The following is a 24,623-nucleotide window of genomic DNA, read 5'->3' as shown; positions in this document are numbered from 1 at the left end:
AAATCCGCGCAGGTTTAGACCGCCGCGTTATAGAACTGCTCGCTGCTCTTCTGCTCCACCAGCGCCTGCTCGATCGCGGCCTGATGCACTTCATCGGCATGCTCTTCGCGCGCTTCCGGCTGAATGCCCAGGCGCGCGAACAGTTGCATGTCCTTGTCGGCCTGCGGGTTGGCGGTGGTCAGCAGTTTGTCGCCGTAGAAAATCGAGTTGGCACCGGCGAAAAACGCCAGGGCCTGCATCTGCTCGTTCATCGCTTCGCGGCCGGCGGACAGGCGTACGTGGGATTGCGGCATAAGGATGCGCGCGACAGCGAGCATGCGGATGAAGTCGAACGGGTCGATGTCTTCGGCGTTTTCCAGCGGCGTGCCGGCGACCTTCACCAGCATGTTGATCGGCACCGACTCCGGATGCTCCGGCAGGTTGGCCAACTGGATCAGCAGGTTGGCGCGGTCGTCCAGCGACTCGCCCATGCCGAGAATGCCGCCGGAGCAGATCTTCATCCCCGACTCACGCACGTAGGCCAGCGTCTGCAAGCGTTCGCTGTAGGTGCGGGTGGTGATGATGCTGCCGTAGAACTCAGGCGAGGTGTCGAGGTTGTGGTTGTAGTAATCGAGGCCAGCCTTAGCCAGCGCTTCGGTTTGTTCCTGATCGAGACGACCGAGAGTCATGCAGGTTTCCAGGCCCATGGCTTTCACGCCTTCGACCATCTTCAGCACATACGGCATGTCTTTGGCCGACGGGTGCTTCCACGCCGCCCCCATGCAAAAACGGGTCGAGCCGATGGCTTTGGCGCGGGCAGCCTCTTCGAGGACTTTCTGCACTTCCATCAGCTTTTCTTTTTCCAGGCCGGTGTTGTAGTGACCGGACTGCGGGCAGTACTTGCAGTCTTCCGGGCAGGCGCCGGTCTTGATCGACAGCAGCGTGGAAACCTGCACGCGATTGGCGTTGAAATGTGCGCGGTGCACCGTCTGCGCCTGGAACAGCAAATCGTTGAATGGCTGTACGAAGAGCGCTTTGACTTCGGCTAAAGACCAGTCGTGACGCAGGGTGGCAGAGGTGCTGGCGCTCATGGGCAGTTCCTTGGTTATGCTTGGCTGGCGGCTGCGGGAACGGAATACCCACAGGCGCGACACGGATGTTCGGCATATTTAAGGAAGAGTCATGCGCTGTCAACCACGAGACGAAGCACAGGTTTACATCTGTTTAAAAAACGTACAAAGCTGTTTGTTGTGCGATGAACCCGCAGAAGCAGAAGTGCCAATCTGCGTCGCCTGCGAAACCGATTTGCCCTGGCTCGGCGACCATTGCCAGACCTGCGCCTTGCCGCTGCCCAGCGCTGGCCTGACCTGCGGCGGATGCCTGCTAGAGCCGCCGGCGTTCGAACAGGTGGTGGTGCCGTGGCGCTATGACTTCCCGGTGGACAGTCTGATTACGCGCTTTAAACACAACGCGAAATGGCCGTTTGGTCACCTACTCGCCGACGTTGCCGGACAATACCTGCAACATCGCTTCGATGAAGGATTGCCAAGGCCTGATGCGTTGTTGCCGGTGCCGTTGGCGGGGAAACGTCTGCGTCAACGCGGGTTCAATCAAGCGGCAATGCTGGGGCGATGGTTAAGCCAACAGCTGGATCTGCCTTTTGAGGAACATGCTCTACGGCGGATCCACGACACCAGCGCCCAGCAGGATCTCGACGCCAAGGCGCGCAAGCACAATTTGCGTCACGCCTTCGCTCTGACCCCTGACGCAAAGGTGAAAGGTCGGCACTTCGCGTTGATTGATGATGTGCTGACCACCGGCGCCACGGCCCAGGCACTGGCGCGACTGCTGCGGGATGCAGGGGCGGCGCGAGTTGACGTGTATTGCCTGGCGCGCACGCCAAAACCGGGGAACCGAAAGTCAGCACAATTCCATTGTGGGAGCGGGCTTGCTCGCGAAGAGGCCTGCACATTCAGCATCTTTGGCGACTGACCCACCGCCTTCGCGAGCAAGCTCGCTCCCACAGGGAGGACAGCGTGTGGCTTGACTCTTGTGGTTCAAGCCGCCAACTTCACTTCCCACCGCCACTGTGAAAAAGCCGCCACTTCCATGTCCCTGCCCACCCTGCTCTCCCAGCACATCGTCCGCCGTCCGCAGCGCATCGCCCTGCTGCAACACATTGCCGAACAGGGCTCGATCACCCGCGCCGCGAAAAGCGCCGGTTTGAGTTACAAAGCGGCATGGGATGCGATTGATGAACTGAACAACCTGGCGCAGAAACCGCTGGTGGAGCGCGCGGTCGGCGGCAAGGGCGGCGGCGGCGCCAGGTTGTCCAGCGAAGGCGAACGGGTGTTGCGCCTTTATCAAAAACTGCAGGCCTTGCAGGCACAAGTGCTGGAGGCCGCTGAGGACGCCAGCGATCTGGATCTGCTTGGGCGATTGATGCTCAGAACCAGCGCGCGCAACCAGTTGCACGGCAAAGTCGTGGCCATCGAAGGTCAGGGCCGCAACGACCTGATTCGCCTCGAACTGGCCGAAGGCCTGTGGATCAACGCGCAGATCACCCACGACAGCACCGTGCACCTGGAACTGCAACCGGGCACTGAAGTGGTGGCACTGATCAAGGCTGGCTGGCTTGAACTGCTGGCCCCGGAGCAAGTTGCAACATCTGGACACAATCTTCTGCAAGGCACTATCGAAGCCATTCTCGATGCCGAAGACGGCCCCAGCGAAGTTCGCATCGCCCTGCCCAACGGCCAGACGCTCTGCGCTCTGGCGGAGCCGCTGCAGCTTCGCACCCGCGGGCTGAGTGTCGAGCAACCGGTGCAGGTGCAGTTCTCGCCGTCCAACGTACTGATCGGCACGCCGCTGTAATCAGGCGCTGCAACGAAAGCGTAATCGACGCTCATTAAGGTGGCTGCCAAAACCAAGCAGGGAGCCTGATGTGAGCCTATTAGAAGAAAACCAATCGACTGATCTGGAAAAAATGGTCGGCCTCAGCCGTCGCGGTTTCATCAGCGCCGGGGCACTGTGCGGCGCCGCCATGTTCCTCGGCGGCAACCTGCTGAGCCGCAGCGCGCTGGCCACCGGCATCAGCGCCGGCAACAGCCGCCTGCTCGGTTTCGAGAGCATTCCCGCCGCGACCACCGACGTCATCAGCCTGCCCAAGGGCTACAAGTCCTCGGTGCTGATCAGTTGGGGTCAGCCATTGCACAAGAACGGCCCGGCGTTCGACCCGAGCGGCAATGGCACCGCCGCCGCCCAGGAAGTGCAATTCGGCGACAACAACGACGGCATGAGCCTGTTCGAATTCCCCGACGACCGAAACCGTGCGTTGATGGCGATCAACAACGAATACACCAATTACCGCTACCTCTACCCGCACGGCGGCATGCCGCAGTCGGCCGAAGACGTGCGCAAGGCGCTGGCCTGTGAAGGGGTGTCGGTGATCGAAGTGCAGCGCAAAAATGGTCAGTGGCAGTTCGTCCAGGGCTCGCGCTACAACCGTCGCATCCATGGCAACTCGCCGCTGCGCATCAGTGGCCCGGCGGCCGGTCATGAGCTGATGAAGACGGCCGCCGACAAGCACGGCAAGAAAGTCCTCGGCACCTTCCAGAACTGCGCCAACGGCAAGACGCCGTGGGGCACCTACCTGACCTGCGAAGAGAACTTCACCGACTGCTTCGGCAGCAGCAACGCTCAGCAGCAGTTCGACCCGGCGCAAAAGCGCTACGGCGTGTCGGCCGCCAGCCGCGAGATCAACTGGCACCCGTTCGACCCGCGTTTCGACATGGCGAAGAATCCCAACGAACTCAACCGTCACGGCTGGGTGGTCGAGATCGATCCGTTCGATCCGCAATCGACCCCGGTCAAGCGTACGGCGCTGGGTCGCTTCAAGCATGAAAACGCCGCCCTCGCCGAGACCGATGACGGTCGCGCCGTGGTGTACATGGGCGACGACGAACGCGGCGAGTTCATCTACAAGTTCGTCAGCCGCGACCGCATCAACCATCGCAACCCGAAAGCCAACCGCGACCTCCTCGACCACGGCACGCTGTACGTGGCCAAGTTCGACGCCGGTGACGGTAACCCGGATCACCCGAAGGGCCAGGGCCAGTGGATCGAACTGACCCACGGCAAGAACGGCATCGACGCCAGCAGCGGTTTCGCCGATCAGGCCGAAGTGCTGATCCACGCCCGCCTCGCCGCCAGTGTGGTCGGCGCCACGCGTATGGACCGCCCGGAATGGATCGTGGTCAGCCCGAAGGACGGCCAGGTTTATTGCACCCTGACCAACAACGCCAAGCGCGGCGAAGACGGGCAGCCGGTGGGCGGGCCGAACCCGCGTGCGAAGAACGTCTACGGGCAGATCCTGCGCTGGCGCACCGACCGCGACGATCATGCGGCGAAAACCTTCGCCTGGGACCTGTTTGTGGTCGCAGGCAACCCGGGCGTGCACGCCGGTACGCCGAAGGGCGGTTCGTCGAACATCACCCCGCAGAACATGTTCAACAGCCCGGACGGTTTGGGCTTCGACAAGGCCGGGCGCTTGTGGATTCTGACTGACGGCGACTCGAGCAACGCCGGGGACTTTGCCGGGATGGGCAACAACCAGATGCTCTGTGCCGATCCGAAGACCGGCGAAATTCGCCGGTTCATGGTCGGGCCGATTGGCTGTGAAGTGACCGGGATCAGCTTCTCGCCGGATCAGAAAACCCTGTTTGTCGGGATTCAACATCCAGGCGAAAACGGTGGTTCAACCTTCCCCGAGCATCTGCCGAATGGCAAGCCGCGTTCATCGGTGATGGCGATTACCCGTGAAGATGGCGGGATCGTCGGCGCCTGATAAATCGCTTTCGCGAGCAGGCTCGCTCCCACATTGGATCGGCTGACTGCATGAGATGGTCGGCACACCGGAGATCTACTGTGGGAGGGGGCTTGCTCCCGAAGAGGCCCTTCCAGGCAGCCCACTATTCAAGGCAAAACCCTCAACCTCTACAGTCTGCGCTACCATGCTGGGCCGGACGCGGCAGCCTGCTGCGCGCAGGAGTCAGCATGGCCCACCCGTTTGAAACCCTCACACCCGATCTCGTGCTCGATGCCGTCGAAAGCATCGGGTTTCTCAGTGACGCACGCATTCTGGCGCTCAACAGCTACGAAAACCGCGTCTATCAGGTCGGTATCGAAGACTCCGAACCGCTGATCGCCAAGTTCTACCGTCCGCAACGCTGGACCAACGAAGCCATCCTCGAAGAACACCAGTTCACCTTCGAACTGGCCGACGTCGAAATCCCGGTGGTGGCGCCGCTGATCCACAACGGCCAGACCCTGCACGAACACGCCGGTTTCCGTTTCACCCTGTTTCCGCGTCGCGGCGGCCGTGCGCCGGAGCCGGGCAATCTCGATCAGTTGTATCGTCTCGGCCAGTTGCTCGGGCGTATTCATGCGGTCGGCGCGACCAAGCCGTTCGAACACCGTGAAGCACTGGGCGTACAGAACTTCGGCCATGCCTCGCTGGCGACGTTGCTTGAAGGCAACTTCATCCCCAAGAGCCTGCTGCCGGCCTACGAGTCAGTGGCCCGCGACCTGCTCAAGCGGGTCGAAGACGTCTACGCCGCCACGCCGCACCAGAACATCCGCATGCATGGCGACTGTCACCCCGGCAACATGATGTGCCGCGATGAAATGTTCCACATTGTCGACCTCGACGACTGCCGCATGGGCCCGGCCGTGCAGGACATCTGGATGATGCTCGCCGGCGACCGTCAGGAATGCCTCGGGCAACTGTCGGAACTGATGGACGGCTACAACGAATTCCACGACTTCGATCCCCGTGAACTGGCGCTGATCGAACCGCTGCGCGCCCTGCGCCTGATGCACTACAGCGCCTGGCTGGCACGACGCTGGGACGACCCGGCGTTCCCGCACAGCTTTCCTTGGTTTGGTACGGAACGGTATTGGGGCGATCAGGTGCTGGCGCTGCGTGAACAGCTGTCGGCGCTGAATGAAGAGCCACTGAAACTCTTCTGATTCACCACAAACCTTTGTGGGAGGGGGCTTGCTCCCGAAGGCGGTGTGTCAGGCAATTATTCTGCTGCTGATACACCGCATTCGCGAGCAAGCCCGCTCCCACATTTGGCCAGTATTCACAAATTCAAAACTCATTTGCCAACAAATCTCCTTACAATCCCTGCTTTGTCAGCTGCCTAAGCAAGGATTCTGCATGCAAGCCGCCAACCCGCGTCGCGGGTACATTCTGGGCCTGAGTGCCTACATCATCTGGGGCCTGTTCCCGATCTACTTCAAAGCCATCGCCGAAGTCCCCGCTGTCGAGATCATCATTCACCGCGTGTTGTGGTCGGCACTGTTCGGCGCCTTGCTGCTGATGGTGTGGAAGCATCCGGGCTGGTTACGCGAGTTGCTCGACAACCCCAAGCGCTTGGCGATCCTCGCCCTGAGCGGCACCCTGATCGCGGCCAACTGGCTGACCTATGTGTGGTCGGTGAACAACGGGCGCATGCTCGAAGCGAGCCTCGGTTACTACATCAACCCGCTGGTGAACGTGCTGTTGGGGATGCTGATTCTCGGCGAACGCCTGCGGCGCATGCAGTGGATTGCGGTGGGGCTGGCAGCCGTCGGCGTGGCGCAGCAGGTGTGGCAGGTCGGCAGTCTGCCGTGGGTATCGCTGGTGCTGGCGCTGACCTTCGGTTTTTACGGTCTGATCCGCAAACAGGCGCCGGTCAAGGCCTTGCCGGGGCTGGTGGTGGAAACCTGGATGCTGGTGCCGATCGCCGTGGCCTGGCTGCTGTTCAACCAGACCGCGACCAGCGCTCAACCCGAGTTCTGGACCACCTCGCAAGCCTGGTGGCTGGTCGCGGCGGGGCCGGTGACGCTCATCCCGCTGGTGTGTTTCAACGCGGCCACCCGTCATCTGCCCTATACCACCATCGGTTTCCTCCAGTACACCGCGCCAACCCTGGTGCTGCTGCAGGCGGTGCTGCTGTTTGGTGAGCATTTGTCGTCGAGCACGCTGATCGCGTTCATCTTCATCTGGGCCGGTCTGGCCGTTTACAGCGTCGATGCAGTGATCAGTTTGCGTCGGCGCAGCTGATCAAAAAACGTACAAAGCTTCGCAGGCCACGGTTCTCGTGGCCTGCAACGTTCCTTCCCAAGGTTATCCACAGCGTGATCCCCGCCGTTTGTGCGCAAGTCACTGAATGCTGGCGGTTTTTTGATCAGTTCCCGGCAAGCCACGGCTGGCGTGGCGTAGCGCCCGGTCTCTACAGGTTATCCACAGGCAGGTGCACGTTAAAACTGGATAACCCCAGCGCCGTTTAAAGGTCTGTGCGTAACACCAGTTCGACCATCAGATCATCGGCCAGGGTTTCCAGACGCGATTGCAGCACATCCAGCGACAAGGTCAGCGGCACCGCCAGAATCGCTTCGGCGTGGAACAGCGGCTCGCTGCTCATCGGCGCCGGCCGTACTTCGGTCACCAGCCGTTCGAGGTTCACCCCCTGCTCGCTGAGCAACCGGGTGATGTCGCGCACGATGCCCGGGCGGTCATTGCCCACCAACTCCATGCCGATCGGTTTCCAGGTGCAGGACTGCTCGATACCACTCTCCGCGATCAGCACGCGAATGCCTTGGGCCGACAGTGCTTGTAAGGAATCGACTAATTCGTCGTAAGCCTCCGCCGGTACGCCCACTCGCAGAATCCCGGCGAACTGCCCGGCCATCCGTGACATGCGGCTTTCCAGCCAGTTGCCGCCGTGCTCGGCGATGCATTGGGCGATGCGCTCGACCTGCCCGGGCTTGTCCGGAGCAAACACAGTGAGTACGAGATGGTCCATGGCGCGCCCTCTTGTCATGACTTTTGTTATAGAAAGGCAAGTATAGGCAAGGGGTTTGATTCAGCCCGGGCAGCAATTTGTGCGAGTGACCTGTGTCTTGGTTTTGGATGCAACCTGTGGCGAGGGGATTTATCCCCGATCGGTTGCGCAGCAGCCGTAAACCCTGTCAGCTCGGTCTACCTGTCAGCGCGCAGGGGGCGGCTTCGCCACCCATCGGGGATAAATCCCCTCGCCACAGAGTGTGCACCGCAGGGGGATGCCATAGCAGGCAGAAAGGATTTATGTGTACAACTTTTTATATTTAGCTGGAACAATCCGATGGTTTTTTGAGAACATCCCGTTCCGCGACGTGACCGCAATGCGTCATGAGGTCGCAGAACGACGTTATTAGTCTGATTTTCACAAGCGCAACGCATCATGTAGTATGCCTCGGCGCGCACTACATAACGCTGGATCGATGTCTGCCCAAGGCATGTTCGCAACCCTGAAAGCCCCGTCAGCAAGGCCCCCAAGCCGTTGATTGGTCCCAGCCCAGCCGCCAGCAATGGCATGTACTGGTCGGAAGGTTTGTGGTTTAAATGGCCAGAGGCTTCATTGTCAAAATTGAAGAGCTGAAAAGCGAAATAGCTGAGCAGAGTGAGGCAAGCAATGACTGAACACGTTCAAGTCGGTGGCCTGCAGGTCGCCAAAGTCCTGTTCGACTTCGTGAACAACGAAGCCATTCCCGGTACCGGCCTCACCGCCGAAAAATTCTGGGAAGGTGCCGACAAGGTCATTCATGACCTGGCGCCGAAGAACAAAGCCCTACTCGCCAAACGCGATGACTTCCAGGCTCGCCTTGATGCCTGGCACCAGGAACATGCCGGCCAGGCGCACGACGCCGTGGCTTACAAAGCCTTCCTGCAAGAAATCGGTTATCTGCTGCCAGAAGCGGCTGATTTCCAGGCAACGACGCAAAACGTCGATGATGAAATCGCCCGTACCGCCGGCCCGCAACTCGTGGTCCCGGTGATGAACGCCCGCTTCGCCCTCAACGCCTCGAACGCCCGCTGGGGTTCGCTGTACGACGCCCTCTACGGCACCGACGCGATCAGCGAAGACGGTGGCGCGGAAAAAGGCAAAGGCTACAACAAGGTGCGTGGCGATAAAGTCATCGCCTTCGCCCGTGCGTTCCTCGACGAAGCGGCGCCCCTGGCCGCCGGTTCCCACGTCGATTCGACGGCTTACAAGATCGTTGACGGCAAACTGCTGGTCACCCTCAAGGGCGGCAGCAACACTGGCCTGCGCAACGATGCACAGCTGATCGGCTTCCAGGGCGATGCCAATGCCCCGATCGCGATCCTGCTGAAGAACCACGGCCTGCATTTCGAAATCCAGATCGACGCCAGCACCCCGGTCGGCCAGACCGATGCTGCCGGCGTCAAAGACATCCTGATGGAAGCGGCACTGACCACCATCATGGACTGCGAAGACTCCGTGGCTGCCGTCGATGCCGACGACAAAGTGGTGATCTACCGCAACTGGCTCGGCCTGATGAAGGGCGACCTGTCCGAAGAAGTCGCCAAGGGCGGCCAGACCTTCACCCGCACCATGAATCCGGATCGCACCTACACCAAGGTCGATGGCAGTGAACTGACCCTGCACGGTCGCTCGCTGCTGTTCGTGCGTAACGTCGGTCACCTGATGACCATCGACGCGATTCTGGACAAGGACGGCAACGAAGTGCCGGAAGGCATTCTCGATGGTCTGGTGACCTGTCTGGCGGCGATGCACAACCTCAACGGCAACACCTCGCGCAAGAACACCCGCACCGGCTCGGTCTACATCGTCAAACCGAAGATGCACGGCCCGGAAGAAGCGGCGTTCACCAACGAGTTGTTCGGTCGCATCGAAGATGTGCTGGGCCTCAAGCGCAACACCCTGAAAGTCGGGATCATGGACGAGGAGCGCCGCACCACGGTCAACCTCAAAGCCTGCATCAAGGCTGCCAGCGAGCGCGTGGTGTTCATCAACACCGGTTTCCTCGACCGTACCGGCGACGAAATCCACACCTCCATGGAAGCCGGCCCGATGGTGCGCAAGGCCGACATGAAGGCCGAGAAGTGGATCGGCGCCTACGAGAACTGGAACGTCGATATCGGTCTGAGCACCGGCCTGCAAGGTCGTGCACAAATCGGTAAAGGCATGTGGGCGATGCCTGACCTGATGGCGGCGATGCTCGAACAGAAAATCGCGCACCCGCTGGCCGGTGCCAACACCGCCTGGGTACCGTCGCCGACCGCTGCTGCGCTGCACGCGCTGCACTACCACAAGGTTGACGTGTTCGCCCGTCAGGCCGAACTGGCCAAGCGTGCCCGTGCTTCGGTGGACGACATCCTGACCATTCCGCTGGCGGTCAACCCGAGCTGGACCCCGGAGCAGATCAAGAACGAACTGGACAATAACGCTCAGGGCATTCTCGGTTACGTAGTGCGCTGGATCGACCAGGGCGTGGGTTGTTCGAAAGTGCCGGACATCAATGACGTCGGCCTGATGGAAGACCGTGCAACGCTGCGCATCTCCAGCCAGCACATCGCCAACTGGCTGCGCCACGGTATCGTCACCGAAGCGCAAGTGATGGAAAGCCTCAAGCGCATGGCGCCAGTGGTTGACCGGCAGAACGCCAACGACCCGCTGTACCGTCCGCTGGCACCAAACTTCGACAGCAACATCGCCTTCCAGGCGGCAGTCGAACTGGTGATCGAAGGCACCAAACAGCCGAACGGCTACACCGAGCCGGTGCTGCACCGTCGTCGTCGCGAGTTCAAGAAGGCCAACGGCCTGTAAATTTGCGCTGCTGTGAAAAAGCCCTGGTCGAGAGATCAGGGCTTTTTTGTTGGCCTATAAAAATCTCCGGACCACTGGAGATTCCTTGTGGGAGCGGGCTTGCTCGCGAAGACGGACTCACATTCAACATTAATTTCGACAGAAAGGACGCATTCGCGAGCAAGCCCGCTCCCACAGGGGGGGGCAGTGTTGCCTGAGAGTCAGGGCTCAATGCCCAATTCGTGTTTGACCAGGCCCAGCAACTTCACCGTATCAATCGGCTTGAGCAGAAAGTCCACCACGCTCAGGTGCATCGCGGCGATGGCGTCTTTCACATCGGCATCGCCGGAAACAATGATGATCGGCAACGCCGCCCGCTCCGACTCACGCACCTGCCGAATCAAATCCAGCCCACCGACATTGCCCATACGCAAATCAGTGATCACCAGCCCGATCGAAGGTTTTTCGTCGAGCATCTTCAGCGCGGTTTCGCCGCTGGCCGCGGTCATGCAACGAATGCCATCCAACGCGAGTATCTCCGACAACAGCTCCCGTGCGTCCTTGTCGTCATCGACGATCAGTACACGCTGCGGCGGCAAGTCGGGTTCGAGCATTACTGCGCTGAGCGCTTCACGCTCGGCGTCGCTCAAAATATCGTGGTCGGACATGGCATTCTCTACGTTTTCAATTCAGTCACCTGGCACAGTCGTCAGACATCGCTAAGCAGAGCTTCAATGTGCACTTCGTCGGATTTTTTTCCAAGTGGCTGGCGGGGGAATTTCCGACTGTTTTTGTAGGGCACTTCCCAAATGTGCCGAACGGCATGGCAAACCTAGACTTACGTCCAATGGGCACCCCGCGCGCAGGGGCCGACCATGGCCGCAACGATCCGACAACAACAATTCAAAAAAGACTGCGGTAATGGTTATGAGTAAAGCGGACGCCTTCACCCAGGCAGGGAAAACCGCGGTGTTGCAGAACATTCAGGGCACCCTGCAATTCCTCCAGCGCTTCCCGCCCTTCAATCAGATGGAACACGCCCACCTGGCTTTTCTGGTGGAACAATGTCAGCTGCGCTTCTATGGCCAGGGCGAAAGCATCATCAAGCCCGCCGACGGGCCGGTCGAATATTTCTACATCGTCAAACAGGGCCGAGTGGTCGGCGAACGCCAGCACATCACCCGGCCCGGCACCGAAACCACCTTCGAGATCACCACCGGCGAATGCTTCCCGCTGGCCGCACTGATTGGCGAACGGGCGACCCGCACCGAGCATCTGGCCAGCGAAGACACCTTCTGCCTGCAACTGAACAAACCGGCGTTCATCAAACTGTTCGCCCTGTCCAACAGCTTCCGCGATTTCGCTTTGCGCGGGGTCAGCAGCCTGCTCGATCAGGTCAACCAGCAAGTCCAGCAGAAAGCCGTGGAAACCCTCGGCACCCAGTACTCGCTGAACACCCGCCTCGGCGAATTGGCGATGCGCCATCCGGTGACTTGCAGCCCCGACACGCCGTTGCGCGAAGCGGTGAAGCTGATGCACGAGCAACAGGTCGGCAGCATCGTCGCGGTGGATGAACACAAGGCGCCGCTGGGGATTTTCACCCTGCGTGATCTGCGCGAAGTGGTCGCCAACGGAAGCGGTGATTTCAGCGAAACCATCGAGCGGCACATGACCTGTTCGCCGTTCTTTCTGTCGCCCGATCACAGCGCTTTTGACGCGGCGATTGCCATGACCGAACGGCACATCGCCCACGTCTGTCTGGTCAAGGATCAGCGTCTTTGCGGCGTGGTTTCCGAGCGTGATCTGTTCTCGCTGCAACGGGTCGACCTGGTGCACCTGGCCCGGACCATCCGCAGTGCCCAGCGCCTCGAACAACTGGTGAGCCTGCGCGGCGAGATCGGCCAACTGGTCGAACGCATGCTTGCCCACGGTGCGTCTTCGACGCAGATCACCCACATCATCACCCTGCTCAACGATCACACCGTGTGCCGGGTGATCGAACTGACCCTCGCCGAAAAAGGCGACCCCGGCGTACCGTTCAGCTGGCTGTGTTTCGGCAGCGAGGGTCGGCGCGAGCAGACGCTGCACACCGATCAGGACAACGGCACTCTGTTCGAAGCGCGGGACGCGGCGCATGCGGCGGAGATTCGCGGCAAACTGCTGCCAATCGCCCAGCAGATCAACCAGAGCCTGGCGCAGTGCGGCTTCAGCCTGTGCAAGGGCAACATCATGGCCGGCAACCCCGAACTGTGCCTGTCGCGCGCGGAATGGGCGCGGCGTTTTGCGGCGTTTATCCGCGAGGCGACGCCGGAGAACCTGCTTGGTTCGAGTATCTATTTCGACCTGCGGGTGGTCTGGGGCGACGAGAAAGGCTGCGCGCAACTGCGCCGGGGGATTCTCGATCAGGTCGGAGACAACCGTTTGTTCCAGCGCATGCTGGCCGAGAACGCGCTGCGCAATCGTCCGCCGGTGGGGCGTTTCCGCGAGTTTGTGCTGGCGCGCAAGAATGGCGAGAAAGCCACCCTTGATCTCAAAGTCCAGGGCCTGACGCCCTTCGTCGACGGCGCACGCCTGTTGGCGCTGGCGCATGGCATCGAAACCAACAACACTCTGGAGCGCTTGCGTCAGCTGGTCGAGAAAGAGGTCATCGAACGGCTCGACGGCGCGGCGTATGAGGAGGCTTACCACTTCATCCAGCAGACGCGCATGCAGCAACACCAGATCCAGACCCGTGAGAATCTGCCCTGGTCCAACCGGGTTGATCCCGACAGCCTCAATCATCTGGATCGGCGCATCCTGCGTGAATCCCTGCGCCAGGCCCAGCGCCTGCAAAGCAGCCTGGCTTTGCGGTATCAGCTATGAGCCTGTTTTCGTGGCTGCGGCCGGCCAGCCCACTGCTGTCGGCAGACCTGCAACAACGTCTGGCGACGTTGCCGGCGATCAGCGAACTGAAAGAATACAGCCTGCGCGAGCAGCGTTGGGTGGTGCTCGATCTGGAAACCACCGGGTTGAACCTGAACAAGGATCGCGTGCTGTCGATCGGCGCGGTGGTCATCGAAGACGGCGCGATCGACTTCGGTCAGCAGTTCGAGCGCACTCTGCAATGTCGGGAGCTGAAGCTCAGCCCGAGCGTGTTGATTCATGGCCTGGGGCCGAACGCGATTGCCGCCGGCAGCGATCCGGCCGAGGCGTTGCTGGAGTTGATGGAATACATCGGCGACAGCCCGGTGCTGGCGTTTCATGCGCCCTTCGATCAGCACATGCTCGGGCGCGCAATGAAGGAACACTTGGGTTACAAGCTGCAGAATGTGTTTCTGGATGTCGCGGACATGGCGCCGCTGCTGTGTCCGCAGGCGAATATTCGCGAGGCCGGCCTGGATGAATGGATCGACTGGTTCAGGCTTGAGGTGTTCGAGCGGCACAACGCGAGTGCCGATGCGCTGGCCACGGCAGAGCTGGCGTTGATTCTGTTCAGCCGCGCGCGACAGCAGCAGATTCATAGTCCGCTGAATCTGCAGCAACGCTTGAGTCAGTGGAAGCGCCGACAGCAGGCGCCTTCCTTGTAGATTTTCGGCGCCGGCTCCGGCCCCTTCGCGAGCAAGCCCGCTCCCACCCTGGAACGCATTCCCCCTGTGGGAGCGGGCTTGCTCGCGAAGAACGATGATGCGGTCCTGCTGATACCACCCGACCAGTGGCCAATTGCTAACCATTCCCACCTCTGCGAGAATCGCGAACAATTCTCGTTGGTTAACATTTCCCAAACGGTGCGTCTGGTGTCGTCAGTCCCAAGCCCTCACAGTGAACTCGTCGGTGCGTTGTATCGCGACCATCGCGGTTGGCTGCTGAGCTGGTTGCGGCGCAATGTGGCTTGCCCGCAACGAGCCGAAGACCTGAGCCAGGACACCTTCGTGCGCCTGCTCGGTCGCGATGAATTGCTGACGCCGCGCGAACCCCGGGCGTTTCTGGTGGCGATCGCCAAGGGCCTGCTGTTCGACTATTTCCGCCGCGCCGCGCTGGAGCAGGCCTACCTCACTGAATTGATGCTGATCCCCGAAGGCGAACAGCCTTCGGTGGAAGAACAGCAACTGATCCTCGAAGACCTCAAGGCCATCGACCGCCTGCTCGGCAAACTGTCGACCAAGGCCCGCGCCGCTTTCCTGTATAACCGCCTCGACGGCCTCGGCCACGCCGAAATCGCCGAGAAGCTTGGCGTCTCGGTGCCCCGCGTGCGGCAGTACCTCGCGCAAGGCATTCGCCAGTGCTACATCGCCCTGTACGGTGAGCCGACATGAACCCGGCCAGTTCCAAACCGGTCTCGGCCCAAGTGCTGGATGCGGCGATTGCCTGGCAGTTGTCGCTGGATTCCGGCAGTCCGCTGGAGCGCGAGGAGTTCGCCAAATGGCATGCAGCGAATGAAGAACACGCCCGCGCCTGGCGGCAGTTGAGCATGCTCGATCAGCGCTTCAGCGTCGCCAACGGCCCGGCCCGCGCGGCCTTGCTGCAATCGCGCGAAGGCATTCGACGCCGTGTGCGCAAGCTCGGCAGCGGATTGGCCAGCGTGGTGGCGCTCGTCGGTCTGGCGTTGTTTGCCGGTGATCGCTACTTGCCGCTGGATTACTGGCTCGCCGATCAACGCACCGCCACCGGCGAGCAGCGTACGGTGCGCCTGGCCGATGGCACCGTGCTCAACCTCAACACCCACAGCGCGGTGGATGTGCGTTTCGATGCCCGGCAGCGGCTGATCGTGTTGCAGGCAGGCGAGATCATGGTCGAGACCGGTCACGGCGATGCGCGGCCGTTCATTGTCGAGACGCGCGAAGGCAGCATGCGCGCGTTGGGCACACGGTTTCTGGTCAAGCGTGAAGACCAAGGTACGCGCCTGAGCGTCCTGCAATCGGCGGTGGCGGCGCATCCGCAAAGTCATTCTGAAGAGCAGATCCTGCGCGAAGGCCAGCAAGTGCTGATCCGCAATGACGGCCTCGACACGGTCGCCGCGCTCACGCCCGGCGCCGATGCCTGGACCCGCGGCATGCTGGTGGTGGACAACGCGCGACTGGAAGACCTGGTGCATGAACTGGGTCGTTATCGCCGAGGGCATCTGGGCGTCGCGCCGGAAGTCGCTGACCTGCGCATCACCGGCAGTTTCCCACTGCACGACACCGACAAGGCCTTGAGTGCGCTGCTGCCGACCCTGCCGGTACAGATCGAGCGGCATACGCCGTATTGGGTCACGGTGGCGAAGGCTGATACCAAGCCTTAAAAAATTCGTTGTCAGGGAAATAGCTATCGCGAGCAGGCTCACTCCTACAGTAGGAATGCGTTCCCCCTGTAGGAGTGAGCCTGCTCGCGATAGGGCCACCCGCAGCACTCGAAAATTCCGAATCGGCTGCCCCACTCCCAGTTAATCGAAATTATTTTCATCCAGCCCTATCACTTTTCAATTCTCGTCCGGCACACAGGCAATTGAGAAATATTTCCATTCAGGAGCCTTCGCATGTCCCGTTCGCTAGACACCTTGTTGCGCCCCAGTCTGTTGGCCATCGCCATTGCCCTCAGCGCGCCGCTGCTCAGCGGCCCGTTGCTCGCTGCTGAACAGGCCTCCAGCGTGCGTGCCTACAACCTGCCAGCGGCGCCGCTGTCGACCACGCTGAACCAGATCGCCAGCCAGGGCGGCCTCGCGCTGTCGCTGAATCCGTCGCTGGCCGCCGGCAAGACCTCGGCGCCGGTCAGCGGTCAGTACGACGCCGCCGGTGCTCTGCGCGCGGCGCTGCAAGGCACCGGTCTGCAACTGGAACAAAGCAGTACCGGCACCTACACCCTGGTTGCAGTGCCGGAAGGGACATTGGCGCTGCCGGAAACCGCAGTGATCGGCGTGGAAAATCTGGAAACGGCCTGGGGCCCGGTCGAAGGCTACACCGCCACCCGCACCGCCGCCGGCACCAAGACCGACACCGCGCTGGTCGAAGCACCGCGCTCGATCTCGGTCGCCACCCGTCAGCAAATGGACGACCGCAGCGTGCACAGCCTCGATGACGCCGTACGCTACATGCCGGGCATCACCGCCAGCAGCTACGGCAGCGACACCCGCGCCGACTGGCTGCGCGTGCGCGGTTTCGAGCCGACCCAGTTCCTCGATGGCCTGCCCCTGCCAAAAGGCGTATACGCCAACCCGAAACAGGAAACCTGGAACCTCGATCGTCTCGCCCTGCTGCGCGGCCCGGCCTCCTCCGTCTACGGCCAGACCCCGCCGGGCGGCCTGCTGGACATGGTCAGCCGGCGCCCGAGCAGCGACGCCAGCAGCGAAATCCAGTTGCAGTACGGCAGCGACAACCATCGCCAGATCAATTTCGCCAGCACCGGCAAGATCGACGATGCCGGGCAGTTTCTGTACGGCATCAGCGGTGTGGTGCGCGACAGCGACACGCAAATCGATCACATCGAAAACAAGCGCTACAACATCGCACCGAGCCTGACCTGGAACATCGACGACGACACCAAATTCACCCTGCTGAGCCAGTTCACCCGCGACGATACCGGCATTACCAGCCAGTTCCTGCCGGTGCAGGGCACCAAGATCGACATGCCGTTCGGTAGCGTTTCGCACCATAAAAACCTCGGCGACCCGGATTGGGAATACTACGACCGCACTTACTACGCGCTCGGCTATGCCTTCGAACACCGGCTGAACGATGTCTGGCAGTTCAAGCAGAACCTGCGTTACACCAAATCGGACCTGTCGTTCCAGGCCCTGACCGTCGGTTCCTACCCCTACACCATGGTGGACGATCAAGGTAACGTCGGGCGCACCAGCACCAGCGTTGACGAAGACATCAGCCAGTTCGCGGTGGACAACAACTTCCAGGCCGACTTCGCCACCGGTGACATTCGCCACACCGTGCTGTTGGGGCTGGATCACCAGCGCAGCAACACCAACTACCTGTCGATCTACGGTGACGGCCTGAAAACCAACGTGCTGAACCCGATCTACGGCCAGCCGATCGTTCGTCCGGATCGCTCTACGGCGTATTACGACTACGACCAGAAGACCTACCAGACCGGCCTCTATGTGCAGGATCAGATGGCCCTCGACCAATGGCGCCTGACGCTGGGCGGTCGTGAAGACTGGGTCCACACCGGCACCAAATTCTTCAACAAGGCCGACGCGACCAACACCCAGCGCGACAAGAATTTCAGCGGTAACGCAGCCCTCAGCTACGTGTTCGACTCAGGCTTCGTACCGTACATTTCCTACGCCGAATCCTTCCAGCCAACCACCGGCGCCGACGCCTCCTCCACCGGTTCGCTGAAGCCGACCGAAGGCAAGCAATGGGAAATGGGCGTGAAGTACCAGCCACCGGGCAGCAAAACCCTGCTGACCGCCGCCGTGTATGACCTGACACAGAAAAACGTCGCGGTCACCACCACCGTCGGCAACACCCCGATCACCAGCCAGACCGGCGAAGTGAAAGTCAAAGGCCTGGAACTGGAGGCGACCTCGGACGTCACCGATAACCTGAAAGTGATTGCCGCCTACACCCTGGCCAAGTCCGAAGTGCAGAAAGGCGACTACAAAGGCAACCGCCTGCAACTGATGCCAAACCAGCAAGCTTCGCTGTGGACTGATTACACCTGGCACAGCGGCGTGCTCGACGGCTTCGGTATCGGCGGTGGCGTGCGTTACACCGGCAACACCTATGGCGACCAGGGCAACACCTGGCTGGGCAAGGCCAATGCTTACACGGTGTTCGACGCCTCCGTGCATTACGACCTGGGCCGCCTGGACAACAGCCTCAAAGGTGCATCGGTCGCGGTCAACGCCACCAACCTGTTCGACAAGGACTACATCTCCACCTGCGACGGCTACTACTGCTACTACGGCGACCAGCGCAGCGTCGTCGCCAGCGCCACCTACAAGTGGTAAGCGCGTGAGCTGAAACAGGTTCTGTCACCAGGCCGTCCCCCGTGGACGGCTTCGGTGTTTTTGAAGGTCATGAAATGAAAAGTAAAACAATTCGCCGCTGGTCGTTCATCCACACCTGGACCAGCCTGATCTGCACCGTATTTTTGCTGTTGCTGGCATTGACCGGCCTGCCGCTGATCTTCCATCACGAGATCGAGCATCTGCTCGGTGATGCCCCACAAGTGCGCGAGATGCCCGCCGACACGCCGCGCCTGAACCTGGCGCAACTGGTCGAGGCCGCAGAAAAGCATCGCCCCGGCGACGTGGTGCAATACTTCGGTTTCGAAGACGACGAGCCCAACGCCGTGCTGACCATCATGGCGAAAACCGCCGGCACCGAACCGAACTCGTCGCACACCTTCATGCTTGATGCGCGCACCGGTGAAGCGCTGGAAACCCCGTCAGCCAATGGCGGGCTGATGCTGTTCATCCTGCGCCTGCACGTCGACATGTTTGCCGGGCTGCCGGGCAAGTTGCTGCTGGCGTTCATGGGTCTGCTGTTCGTGGTCGCGATCATCTCGGGTACGGTGCTCTACCTGCCGTTCATGCGCCGCTTGCAGTTCGGCACCGTGCGTCAGGACAAGTCCACCCGCCTGCGCTGGCTCGACCTGCACAACCTGATCGGCGTCGTCACCCTGACCTGGGCGCTGGTGGTCGGTGTCACCGGCGTGATCAGCGCCTGCGCCGATCTGCTCATTGCCGCGTGGCGCAATGACACGCTGAGCGCCATGGTCGCGCCCTACCGCGATGCCCCGCCGCTGACCCGACTGGCACCGGCCACCCGCCTGCTCGACATCGCCAGTGACGTGGCGCCGGGGATGAACCCGGACTTCATCGCCTTCCCCGGCACGCGGTTTTCCAGCGAGCATCATTATTCAGTCTTCATGAAGGGCGGCACGCACCTGACCTCGCACCTGCTGACGCCGGTGCTGATCGACGCCAGCACCCTACAGGTCACCGCTGTGGCCGAGCGCCCGTGGTACATGGACGCCATGGGCATGTCCCAGCCGCTGCACTTCGGCGACTACGGCGGCATGCCGATGAAGATCCTCTGGGCAACCCTCGACGTGCTGACCATCATCGTCCTCGGCAGTGGCGTGTATCTGTGGGTGGTGCGGCGTAAAGCGGCAAAACCGTTGCCGCTGGAGGCTGCTGCATGAAGCCGCGTCAGAGCAATTTCTGGAAGGTCTTCAGCACGCCGCTGGTGATTGCGCTGCTGAGTGCGGCGGGGTTGTTTTCGGCGTTGTTGGGGGACGGGATCTGGGATGCGTTGAGCTGGATCGGGCTGGGTGTTCCGGCATTTCTGGCCATAAGAGGCTTGCTGCCGCGCGAGTGATTTTTGTGCTGCCTGACAGGGCCTCTTCGCGAGCAAGCCCGCTCCCACAGGGGATTTGTGAACGAAACAGATCCAGTGTGGGAGCGGGCTTGCTCGCGAAGGCGGCCTGATGAACACCAGCAAATCCCTCGCCAGCCGCTCTGTATCTGACTAGGCTAATCTCCTGCTCTTCGATGACCACCGAGGTTTGCCAATGTCCGCCCCCAGCATGACCCTGTTTCACAACACGCTCTCCCCGTTCGTGCGCAAAGTGATGGTGCTGTTGCACGAGACCGGCCAGCAGGATCGCGTCGCCCTGCAAGACTGCGTCCTCACCCCGGTCAGCCCGGACGCTGCGCTCAACGCCGACAACCCGCTGGGCAAGATTCCGGCCCTGCGTCTGGCCGACGGCAGCGTGATCCATGACAGCCGCGTGATCCTCGAATACCTCGACCAGCAACACGTCGGCAATCCGCTGATCCCCCGCGAAGGAGCGGCCCGTTGGCGGCGTCTGACCCTGGCCTCGCTGGCCGACGGGATCATGGACGCCTCGGTGATGGTGCGTTACGAACTGGTATTGCGCGCCCCGGAAAAGCACTGGGACGAGTGGCTTGATGCCCAGCGCGAGAAGATCCGCCGCGCCCTGGCCTATCTGGAAAGTGACGCCATCGCCGAGCTGACCAGCCATTTCGACGTGGCGGCGATCAGCGTCGCCTGTGCACTGGGTTACATCGATCTGCGTCATCCGGATCTGGACTGGCGCAGCGCCAATCCACAACTGGCCAACTGGTATTTCGAGGTGAGCCAGCGACCGTCCATGGTTGCCACGATGCCCAAGCCTTAAGGCTGCGGCGCCTGTTCCGCCCTCTTCGCGAGCAAGCCCGCTCCCACATTGGAATGCGTACTCCTGTGGGAGCGGGCTCGCTCGCGAAGGCACCACTTCGTTTCCACAGGCAGAAACCCGACAATCCGCGTCACCAACTCTTCCTTCCAGCGCTGATCCTCCCGCAACCCGCTCATTGCATCCCCCCCACATCAAACTCCAGCGGCTTGGCCGGTTTCTGCCCGATCCCGTACCAGTCGAGTTTGCGCGTCAGCACCATGAACACCCCGAGCAGACCGAACAACAGCAGTGAGCCCATCAGCAACGCGTAATCCTCGGCGCTCAGCAGTCCGTATAGCAAGCCATACAACGCCGCTAATCCCGCAGAAAAACTCAGGCCGTGGCGCACGCTGTGCAGCACGTGGCAAACATAGAAACCGATCAACAACACACAACCACTGGCCGACAGCAGATACGCCAGGGCAAAGCCGATGTGCTCCGACAACGACAGCAGCAACAGGTAGAAGAACGCCAGCGCCACCCCGACCAACGCGTATTGCACCGGGTGCACCGCCAGACTCTTGAGCACCTCGAACAGGAAGAAACCGGCGAACGTCAGGACGATGAACAACAGCGCATATTTGATCGCCCGATCACTCTTCAGGTACTGATCCACCGGATCGATGAAGCTCACACCAAAGCTGCGCCCGTTGAACGCCTCGCAGTCATTGCCCATCACGCAACGGCTCATGGCTTCTTGCAGGTTGGTGGAGAAAAATGTGGTCTGCCAATCAGCGCTGAAACCCTGGTCACTGATCTCGCGTTTGCCCGGCAGGAAGTTGCCGACAAAACTGGGGTGCGGCCAGTTGGCGGCAAGGCTGACGTGACTGCTTTTGCCCACCGGCAACACCTGCAGCGAACCGGTGCCTTGCAGGCGCAGGTCGAAACCGAAAGTCAGTTCCGTGGCGTTGCGGGTATCCAGCGCCGGCAGCGTAACCCGCACACCTTCGCCGAGCCAGCCGACCTGGGTACCAGGTACGAAGTCCAGGCGTTGGCCGTCGAGTTCCAGTTTCAGGGCGTTTTCAATACCGCGAATATCGCTGATGCCCACCGCCAGAAACGGCGCATCGAACTGGTAATCGGCAAAGTCTTCCTTGATCCCCAACTGCGCCGGCAACGAGAAATGCCCATTGATGCGATTGTCGGCATGGAACAGTCGCGCTTCGTAAATACCGCGATTGCGCAGCTCGGTCTGCACTTGGCCGTCGAGCTCGAAGCGCTCCGGCAAAAAATACAGACGACCGCGTTCTTCACTTGGCTCGTCGTAGCGCTGGTTGGTTTTGTCGTTGAGCTTCCAGTTGTGAATCACTTTGCGATACGGCACCACCATCACCGGCCCGCTCAGTTGCTGGCTGTAGCTGGAGCTGCGGGCGATGTCTTCAAGCACACCATCGCGCAGTTGCTGACGGTCATCGATGATGCCGTCGATCATCAGCAGCGGTATCAGCAACAGCAGGATCAGCAGGGCAATCGCCCCGAGCTTGATGGTCAGATTCTTGTTCATGGGACTCTCCCTGTTTGGATGGGCAGAGTCTGCTGTTGATGTATGAGGGGAATGTGGGGGGAATATGGAGATTGTGTGGAGACTGCACCGGCCCCTTCGCGAGCAAGCCCGCTCCCACAGTTGATCTTTGGTGTGACCGAGACCTGTGTTTCAACCCCCCCCCCTGTGGGAGCGGGCTTGCTCGCGAAGGCAGCGACTCGGTTTCAGGACAAGCGCAATGTCACTTCCACACCGCTCTCGACGTTGCGGATATGCATCGACCCACCATGCAACTTCACCACTTCCTCAACAAAGTTCAGCCCCAGTCCAGTGCTCTTGCGCCCACTGTCCGGGCGCGGCAGCGAATAAAATCGCTCGCTCAGGCGTGGCAAGGCGTAATCGGGAATCGCCGCTGCTTCGTTGAACAAGCGCAACTCGACCTGCTCCCCTACGCGCTCGGCACTGAAGCGCAGCAGCCCGGCGATCGGGGTGAAATCCAGCGCATTCTCCAGCAGGTTGCCCAGCGCCTGACGCAGCAGAAACGGCTCGCCGATCAGCAGCAGATCTGGCGCAATCGTCTGCTCGACCTTGAGCCGCCGGCCTTCGATGCGCGCTGCCTGCGCCCGCAACAATTCATCAACCAATGCCGCCAGCGGCACCGCCACCCGCTCCTCAAGACCCTGCCGCTGTTCCACCTGAGCCAGATTCAACAGCCGCTCGATCAACTGCTGCATCCGTGCGCTTTCGCTGTCGATGTTGCCGACAAAGCGCAAGCGCTGAATCGCTGGCATCTCGTCCTGCAACAATTCCGCGGCACCGCGAATCGCCGCCAGCGGACTCTTCAATTCATGGGTCAGGGTGTGCACGTAGCGTTCGACGTAAGCCTTGCCCTCGAGCTGGGTGCGCATCTGCTCCACCGCTGTGGCCAGTTGCCCCAGTTCGCCGCCACGGTAATGCGGCACTTCCACTCGCCGACCTTCGCTCACCGCCTGCGCATACCCGGTCAAACGGTGCAGCGCGCGGCTCAGCCGCCACGACAGCAAAGCGCCGAACAGCAGACCGAGGCCGATCAGCCCGGCACCGTAAAACAGCAAGCGCCGCTCGGTACGATCAACATAAGGCTGCAATGAGCTGTTGGGTTTGGCCACGGTAACCACGCCGATGATCCGGCCGTTGTCGCGGATCGGCGCACCGACGTGCATCACCGAGGAGTTCGCATCATTCGGATCGCTGCGGCTCGAACGAGCGCCGTACTCACCACGCAAAGTCAGGTAGACGTCGTTCCAGCGCGAGTAATCCTGACCGACCGCCACGCCGCTGGAATCCAGCACCACGATGCCTTTGGCGTCGGTAACGTAGATGCGGTGGTTGACCTGGTTTTTCGGCAAACCCCAGATCGTCGCCTGTGGTTGACGCTCGCCGTAGGCCCGCAACAATTCGGGCCAGCGGTTCTCGCTGAGCGTGCCGGCCTTGAAATCATCACGGAGAATTTCCGCCATCAGGTTGGCGGTGTCGACCAGGGTTTCTTCGGTGGACTGGCGCACGCCCGGGCGGATTTCTTCCATCACCGTGTTGAGCACGAAGTAACCGGTCAGGCCGATAAACAGCACATACACCAGAAAAATCCGCAGCCCCAGCGACATCAGCTGTGCCCCGGGCTGTAGCTGTAACCGAGGCCGCGATGGGTCTGGATCGGCTCGGCATCGGCCCGCACCAGGCGCAATTTGGCGCGCACGCTTTTGATGTGGCTGTCGATGCTGCGCTCGTAACCGGCGTCCGCCGCCACGCCCAGCGCATCGAGCAATTGCTCGCGACTGAAGACTCGCTGCGGTTGTTCGAGCAGGCATTGCAACAGGCGGAATTCGTGGCGGGTCAGGCTCAATGGCTGGCCGCGGTAGGAGATCAGCACACGCTCGGCATCGATGCGAAACAGCGTCGAGGAGGCTTCAACCGCAGGACGCGGCGCCATGCGCTTGAGAATCGCCCGTACCCGCGCGGCGACTTCCCGTGGGCTGAACGGCTTGACCACGTAATCGTCGGCGCCGATCTCCAGCCCCACCACCCGATCGATCTCGGCGTCCCGGGCACTGAGGAACAGCACCGGCACTTCACTGAAGCGCCGCAGCTGTTTGCAGGTTTCGAAACCGCTGATGTCCGGCAGGCCGATATCGAGAATGATCAAGTCAGCCGGGGTCTGCCGTTGAAACTCCAGCGCCGCCGCGCCGAGGCTCAGCCACGTGGTCGCGAACCCCTCGCCCTGCAGGGCAAAAATCAGCGTGTCGGCAATCGCCGCTTCGTCTTCGACAATCAGGATATGAGGCATGGCGTCCGAGCCCATGGGTTAA

At 61.3% G+C, this 24,623-nt stretch carries 20 protein-coding genes; 14 read left to right on the top strand and 6 right to left on the bottom strand.

Features of this window, described 5'->3' with window-relative positions:
- Positions 1-14: 14 nt before the first annotated feature.
- A complete protein-coding gene (bioB, locus tag M0808_RS03290; protein WP_095137442.1) occupies positions 15-1,070 on the bottom strand; it encodes a biotin synthase BioB in 1,056 nt (351 codons plus the stop codon).
- Positions 1,071-1,161: 91 nt separating this feature from the next.
- On the opposite strand from bioB, the gene M0808_RS03285 reads away from it, so the two are divergent.
- From M0808_RS03285 to rarD, 5 genes are all read left to right on the top strand, one after another.
- Positions 1,162-1,971: a ComF family protein gene (locus M0808_RS03285; protein WP_247839884.1), complete on the top strand. Its 810-nt coding sequence runs from the start codon at positions 1,162-1,164 to the stop codon at positions 1,969-1,971.
- 117 nt (positions 1,972-2,088) lie between these two features.
- A complete protein-coding gene (locus M0808_RS03280; RefSeq protein WP_139055820.1) occupies positions 2,089-2,853 on the top strand; it encodes a TOBE domain-containing protein in 765 nt (254 codons plus the stop codon).
- Positions 2,854-2,923: 70 nt separating this feature from the next.
- Positions 2,924-4,825 (top strand): PhoX family phosphatase, encoded by a 1,902-nt coding sequence (locus tag M0808_RS03275; RefSeq protein WP_247839882.1) that lies wholly within the window; start codon positions 2,924-2,926, stop codon positions 4,823-4,825.
- Between the two features lie 209 nt (positions 4,826-5,034).
- Positions 5,035-6,009, top strand: a complete 975-nt coding sequence (locus M0808_RS03270; protein ID WP_027610685.1) for a serine/threonine protein kinase — start codon at positions 5,035-5,037, stop codon at positions 6,007-6,009.
- Between the two features lie 193 nt (positions 6,010-6,202).
- A complete protein-coding gene (rarD, locus tag M0808_RS03265; protein WP_095137447.1) occupies positions 6,203-7,090 on the top strand; it encodes an EamA family transporter RarD in 888 nt (295 codons plus the stop codon).
- 223 nt (positions 7,091-7,313) lie between these two features.
- Here rarD and M0808_RS03260 read toward each other — a convergent pair whose 3' ends face one another.
- A complete protein-coding gene (locus M0808_RS03260; RefSeq protein ID WP_247839880.1) occupies positions 7,314-7,832 on the bottom strand; it encodes a glycine cleavage system protein R in 519 nt (172 codons plus the stop codon).
- 648 nt (positions 7,833-8,480) lie between these two features.
- On the opposite strand from M0808_RS03260, the gene M0808_RS03255 reads away from it, so the two are divergent.
- Entirely contained in the window at positions 8,481-10,658 is a 2,178-nt protein-coding gene (locus tag M0808_RS03255; protein WP_003228921.1) for a malate synthase G, read from the top strand.
- Between the two features lie 200 nt (positions 10,659-10,858).
- Here the strand turns inward: M0808_RS03255 and M0808_RS03250 are convergent, their stop codons facing one another.
- The gene (locus tag M0808_RS03250; protein WP_096797572.1) at positions 10,859-11,305 is read right to left on the bottom strand and encodes a response regulator; all 447 of its coding nucleotides are present in this window, start codon (positions 11,303-11,305) and stop codon (positions 10,859-10,861) included.
- A gap of 259 nt (positions 11,306-11,564) precedes the next feature.
- On the opposite strand from M0808_RS03250, the gene M0808_RS03245 reads away from it, so the two are divergent.
- The 8 genes from M0808_RS03245 (at position 11,565) to M0808_RS03210 (ending at position 20,756) form a co-directional block, all read left to right on the top strand.
- On the top strand, positions 11,565-13,499 hold the full coding sequence (locus M0808_RS03245; RefSeq protein ID WP_348773029.1) for a putative nucleotidyltransferase substrate binding domain-containing protein: 1,935 nt from the start codon (positions 11,565-11,567) through the stop codon (positions 13,497-13,499).
- Positions 13,496-14,203 carry a 3'-5' exonuclease gene (locus M0808_RS03240; RefSeq protein WP_247839876.1) on the top strand — a complete coding sequence of 236 codons (708 nt, stop codon included), beginning with the start codon at positions 13,496-13,498 and terminating at the stop codon, positions 14,201-14,203. The genes M0808_RS03245 and M0808_RS03240 overlap by 4 nt, the downstream gene beginning before the upstream one ends.
- A gap of 207 nt (positions 14,204-14,410) precedes the next feature.
- Positions 14,411-14,929, top strand: a complete 519-nt coding sequence (locus tag M0808_RS03235; protein ID WP_083369393.1) for an RNA polymerase sigma factor — start codon at positions 14,411-14,413, stop codon at positions 14,927-14,929.
- Complete coding sequence (locus M0808_RS03230) at positions 14,926-15,897, top strand: FecR family protein (protein ID WP_247839874.1); 972 nt, start codon at positions 14,926-14,928, stop codon at positions 15,895-15,897. Before M0808_RS03235 ends, M0808_RS03230 begins: the two co-directional genes overlap by 4 nt.
- A gap of 234 nt (positions 15,898-16,131) precedes the next feature.
- Complete coding sequence (locus tag M0808_RS03225) at positions 16,132-18,558, top strand: TonB-dependent siderophore receptor (RefSeq protein ID WP_247839872.1); 2,427 nt, start codon at positions 16,132-16,134, stop codon at positions 18,556-18,558.
- A 74-nt stretch (positions 18,559-18,632) separates the two neighbouring features.
- Positions 18,633-19,757: a PepSY domain-containing protein gene (locus tag M0808_RS03220; protein ID WP_247839870.1), complete on the top strand. Its 1,125-nt coding sequence runs from the start codon at positions 18,633-18,635 to the stop codon at positions 19,755-19,757.
- Positions 19,754-19,933 carry a hypothetical protein gene (locus tag M0808_RS03215; protein WP_247839868.1) on the top strand — a complete coding sequence of 60 codons (180 nt, stop codon included), beginning with the start codon at positions 19,754-19,756 and terminating at the stop codon, positions 19,931-19,933. Before M0808_RS03220 ends, M0808_RS03215 begins: the two co-directional genes overlap by 4 nt.
- A gap of 193 nt (positions 19,934-20,126) precedes the next feature.
- Positions 20,127-20,756 (top strand): glutathione S-transferase, encoded by a 630-nt coding sequence (locus tag M0808_RS03210; RefSeq protein ID WP_183785521.1) that lies wholly within the window; start codon positions 20,127-20,129, stop codon positions 20,754-20,756.
- 172 nt (positions 20,757-20,928) lie between these two features.
- Here M0808_RS03210 and creD read toward each other — a convergent pair whose 3' ends face one another.
- The 3 genes from creD to creB all read right to left on the bottom strand — a co-directional run bounded on the left by creD (position 20,929) and on the right by creB (position 24,601).
- Positions 20,929-22,299, bottom strand: coding sequence for a cell envelope integrity protein CreD (gene creD / locus M0808_RS03205; RefSeq protein WP_247839866.1), 1,371 nt, complete (start codon positions 22,297-22,299; stop codon positions 20,929-20,931).
- Positions 22,300-22,502: 203 nt separating this feature from the next.
- The gene (gene creC / locus M0808_RS03200; protein ID WP_247839864.1) at positions 22,503-23,921 is read right to left on the bottom strand and encodes a two-component system sensor histidine kinase CreC; all 1,419 of its coding nucleotides are present in this window, start codon (positions 23,919-23,921) and stop codon (positions 22,503-22,505) included.
- A complete protein-coding gene (gene creB, locus M0808_RS03195; protein ID WP_247839862.1) occupies positions 23,921-24,601 on the bottom strand; it encodes a two-component system response regulator CreB in 681 nt (226 codons plus the stop codon). The genes creC and creB overlap by 1 nt, the downstream gene beginning before the upstream one ends.
- Positions 24,602-24,623: the final 22 nt, after the last annotated feature.

Origin of the sequence: Pseudomonas sp. MWU12-3103b, from assembly GCF_023100615.1 — a bacterium.
Taxonomy (GTDB): domain Bacteria; phylum Pseudomonadota; class Gammaproteobacteria; order Pseudomonadales; family Pseudomonadaceae; genus Aquipseudomonas; species Aquipseudomonas putida_A.
Note: the sequence above shows the minus strand (reverse complement) of the source record. Positions and strands in the feature narration are given on the sequence as shown.

What these genes read in the sequence shown, in the direction of transcription:
- M0808_RS03240 (WP_247839876.1), top strand. Translation starts at nt 13,496, where the DNA reads ATGAGCCTGTTTTCGTGGCTGCGGCCGGCCAGCCCACTGCTGTCGGCA.
- M0808_RS03285 (WP_247839884.1), top strand. Translation starts at nt 1,162, where the DNA reads ATGCGCTGTCAACCACGAGACGAAGCACAGGTTTACATCTGTTTAAAA.
- M0808_RS03220 (WP_247839870.1), top strand. Translation starts at nt 18,633, where the DNA reads ATGAAAAGTAAAACAATTCGCCGCTGGTCGTTCATCCACACCTGGACC.
- M0808_RS03250 (WP_096797572.1), bottom strand. Translation starts at nt 11,305, where the DNA reads ATGTCCGACCACGATATTTTGAGCGACGCCGAGCGTGAAGCGCTCAGC.
- creB (WP_247839862.1), bottom strand. Translation starts at nt 24,601, where the DNA reads ATGCCTCATATCCTGATTGTCGAAGACGAAGCGGCGATTGCCGACACG.
- bioB (WP_095137442.1), bottom strand. Translation starts at nt 1,070, where the DNA reads ATGAGCGCCAGCACCTCTGCCACCCTGCGTCACGACTGGTCTTTAGCC.
- M0808_RS03270 (WP_027610685.1), top strand. Translation starts at nt 5,035, where the DNA reads ATGGCCCACCCGTTTGAAACCCTCACACCCGATCTCGTGCTCGATGCC.
- M0808_RS03225 (WP_247839872.1), top strand. Translation starts at nt 16,132, where the DNA reads ATGTCCCGTTCGCTAGACACCTTGTTGCGCCCCAGTCTGTTGGCCATC.
- M0808_RS03260 (WP_247839880.1), bottom strand. Translation starts at nt 7,832, where the DNA reads ATGGACCATCTCGTACTCACTGTGTTTGCTCCGGACAAGCCCGGGCAG.
- M0808_RS03255 (WP_003228921.1), top strand. Translation starts at nt 8,481, where the DNA reads ATGACTGAACACGTTCAAGTCGGTGGCCTGCAGGTCGCCAAAGTCCTG.
- creD (WP_247839866.1), bottom strand. Translation starts at nt 22,299, where the DNA reads ATGAACAAGAATCTGACCATCAAGCTCGGGGCGATTGCCCTGCTGATC.
- M0808_RS03215 (WP_247839868.1), top strand. Translation starts at nt 19,754, where the DNA reads ATGAAGCCGCGTCAGAGCAATTTCTGGAAGGTCTTCAGCACGCCGCTG.
- M0808_RS03210 (WP_183785521.1), top strand. Translation starts at nt 20,127, where the DNA reads ATGTCCGCCCCCAGCATGACCCTGTTTCACAACACGCTCTCCCCGTTC.
- M0808_RS03280 (WP_139055820.1), top strand. Translation starts at nt 2,089, where the DNA reads ATGTCCCTGCCCACCCTGCTCTCCCAGCACATCGTCCGCCGTCCGCAG.
- M0808_RS03230 (WP_247839874.1), top strand. Translation starts at nt 14,926, where the DNA reads ATGAACCCGGCCAGTTCCAAACCGGTCTCGGCCCAAGTGCTGGATGCG.
- M0808_RS03245 (WP_348773029.1), top strand. Translation starts at nt 11,565, where the DNA reads ATGAGTAAAGCGGACGCCTTCACCCAGGCAGGGAAAACCGCGGTGTTG.
- rarD (WP_095137447.1), top strand. Translation starts at nt 6,203, where the DNA reads ATGCAAGCCGCCAACCCGCGTCGCGGGTACATTCTGGGCCTGAGTGCC.
- creC (WP_247839864.1), bottom strand. Translation starts at nt 23,921, where the DNA reads ATGTCGCTGGGGCTGCGGATTTTTCTGGTGTATGTGCTGTTTATCGGC.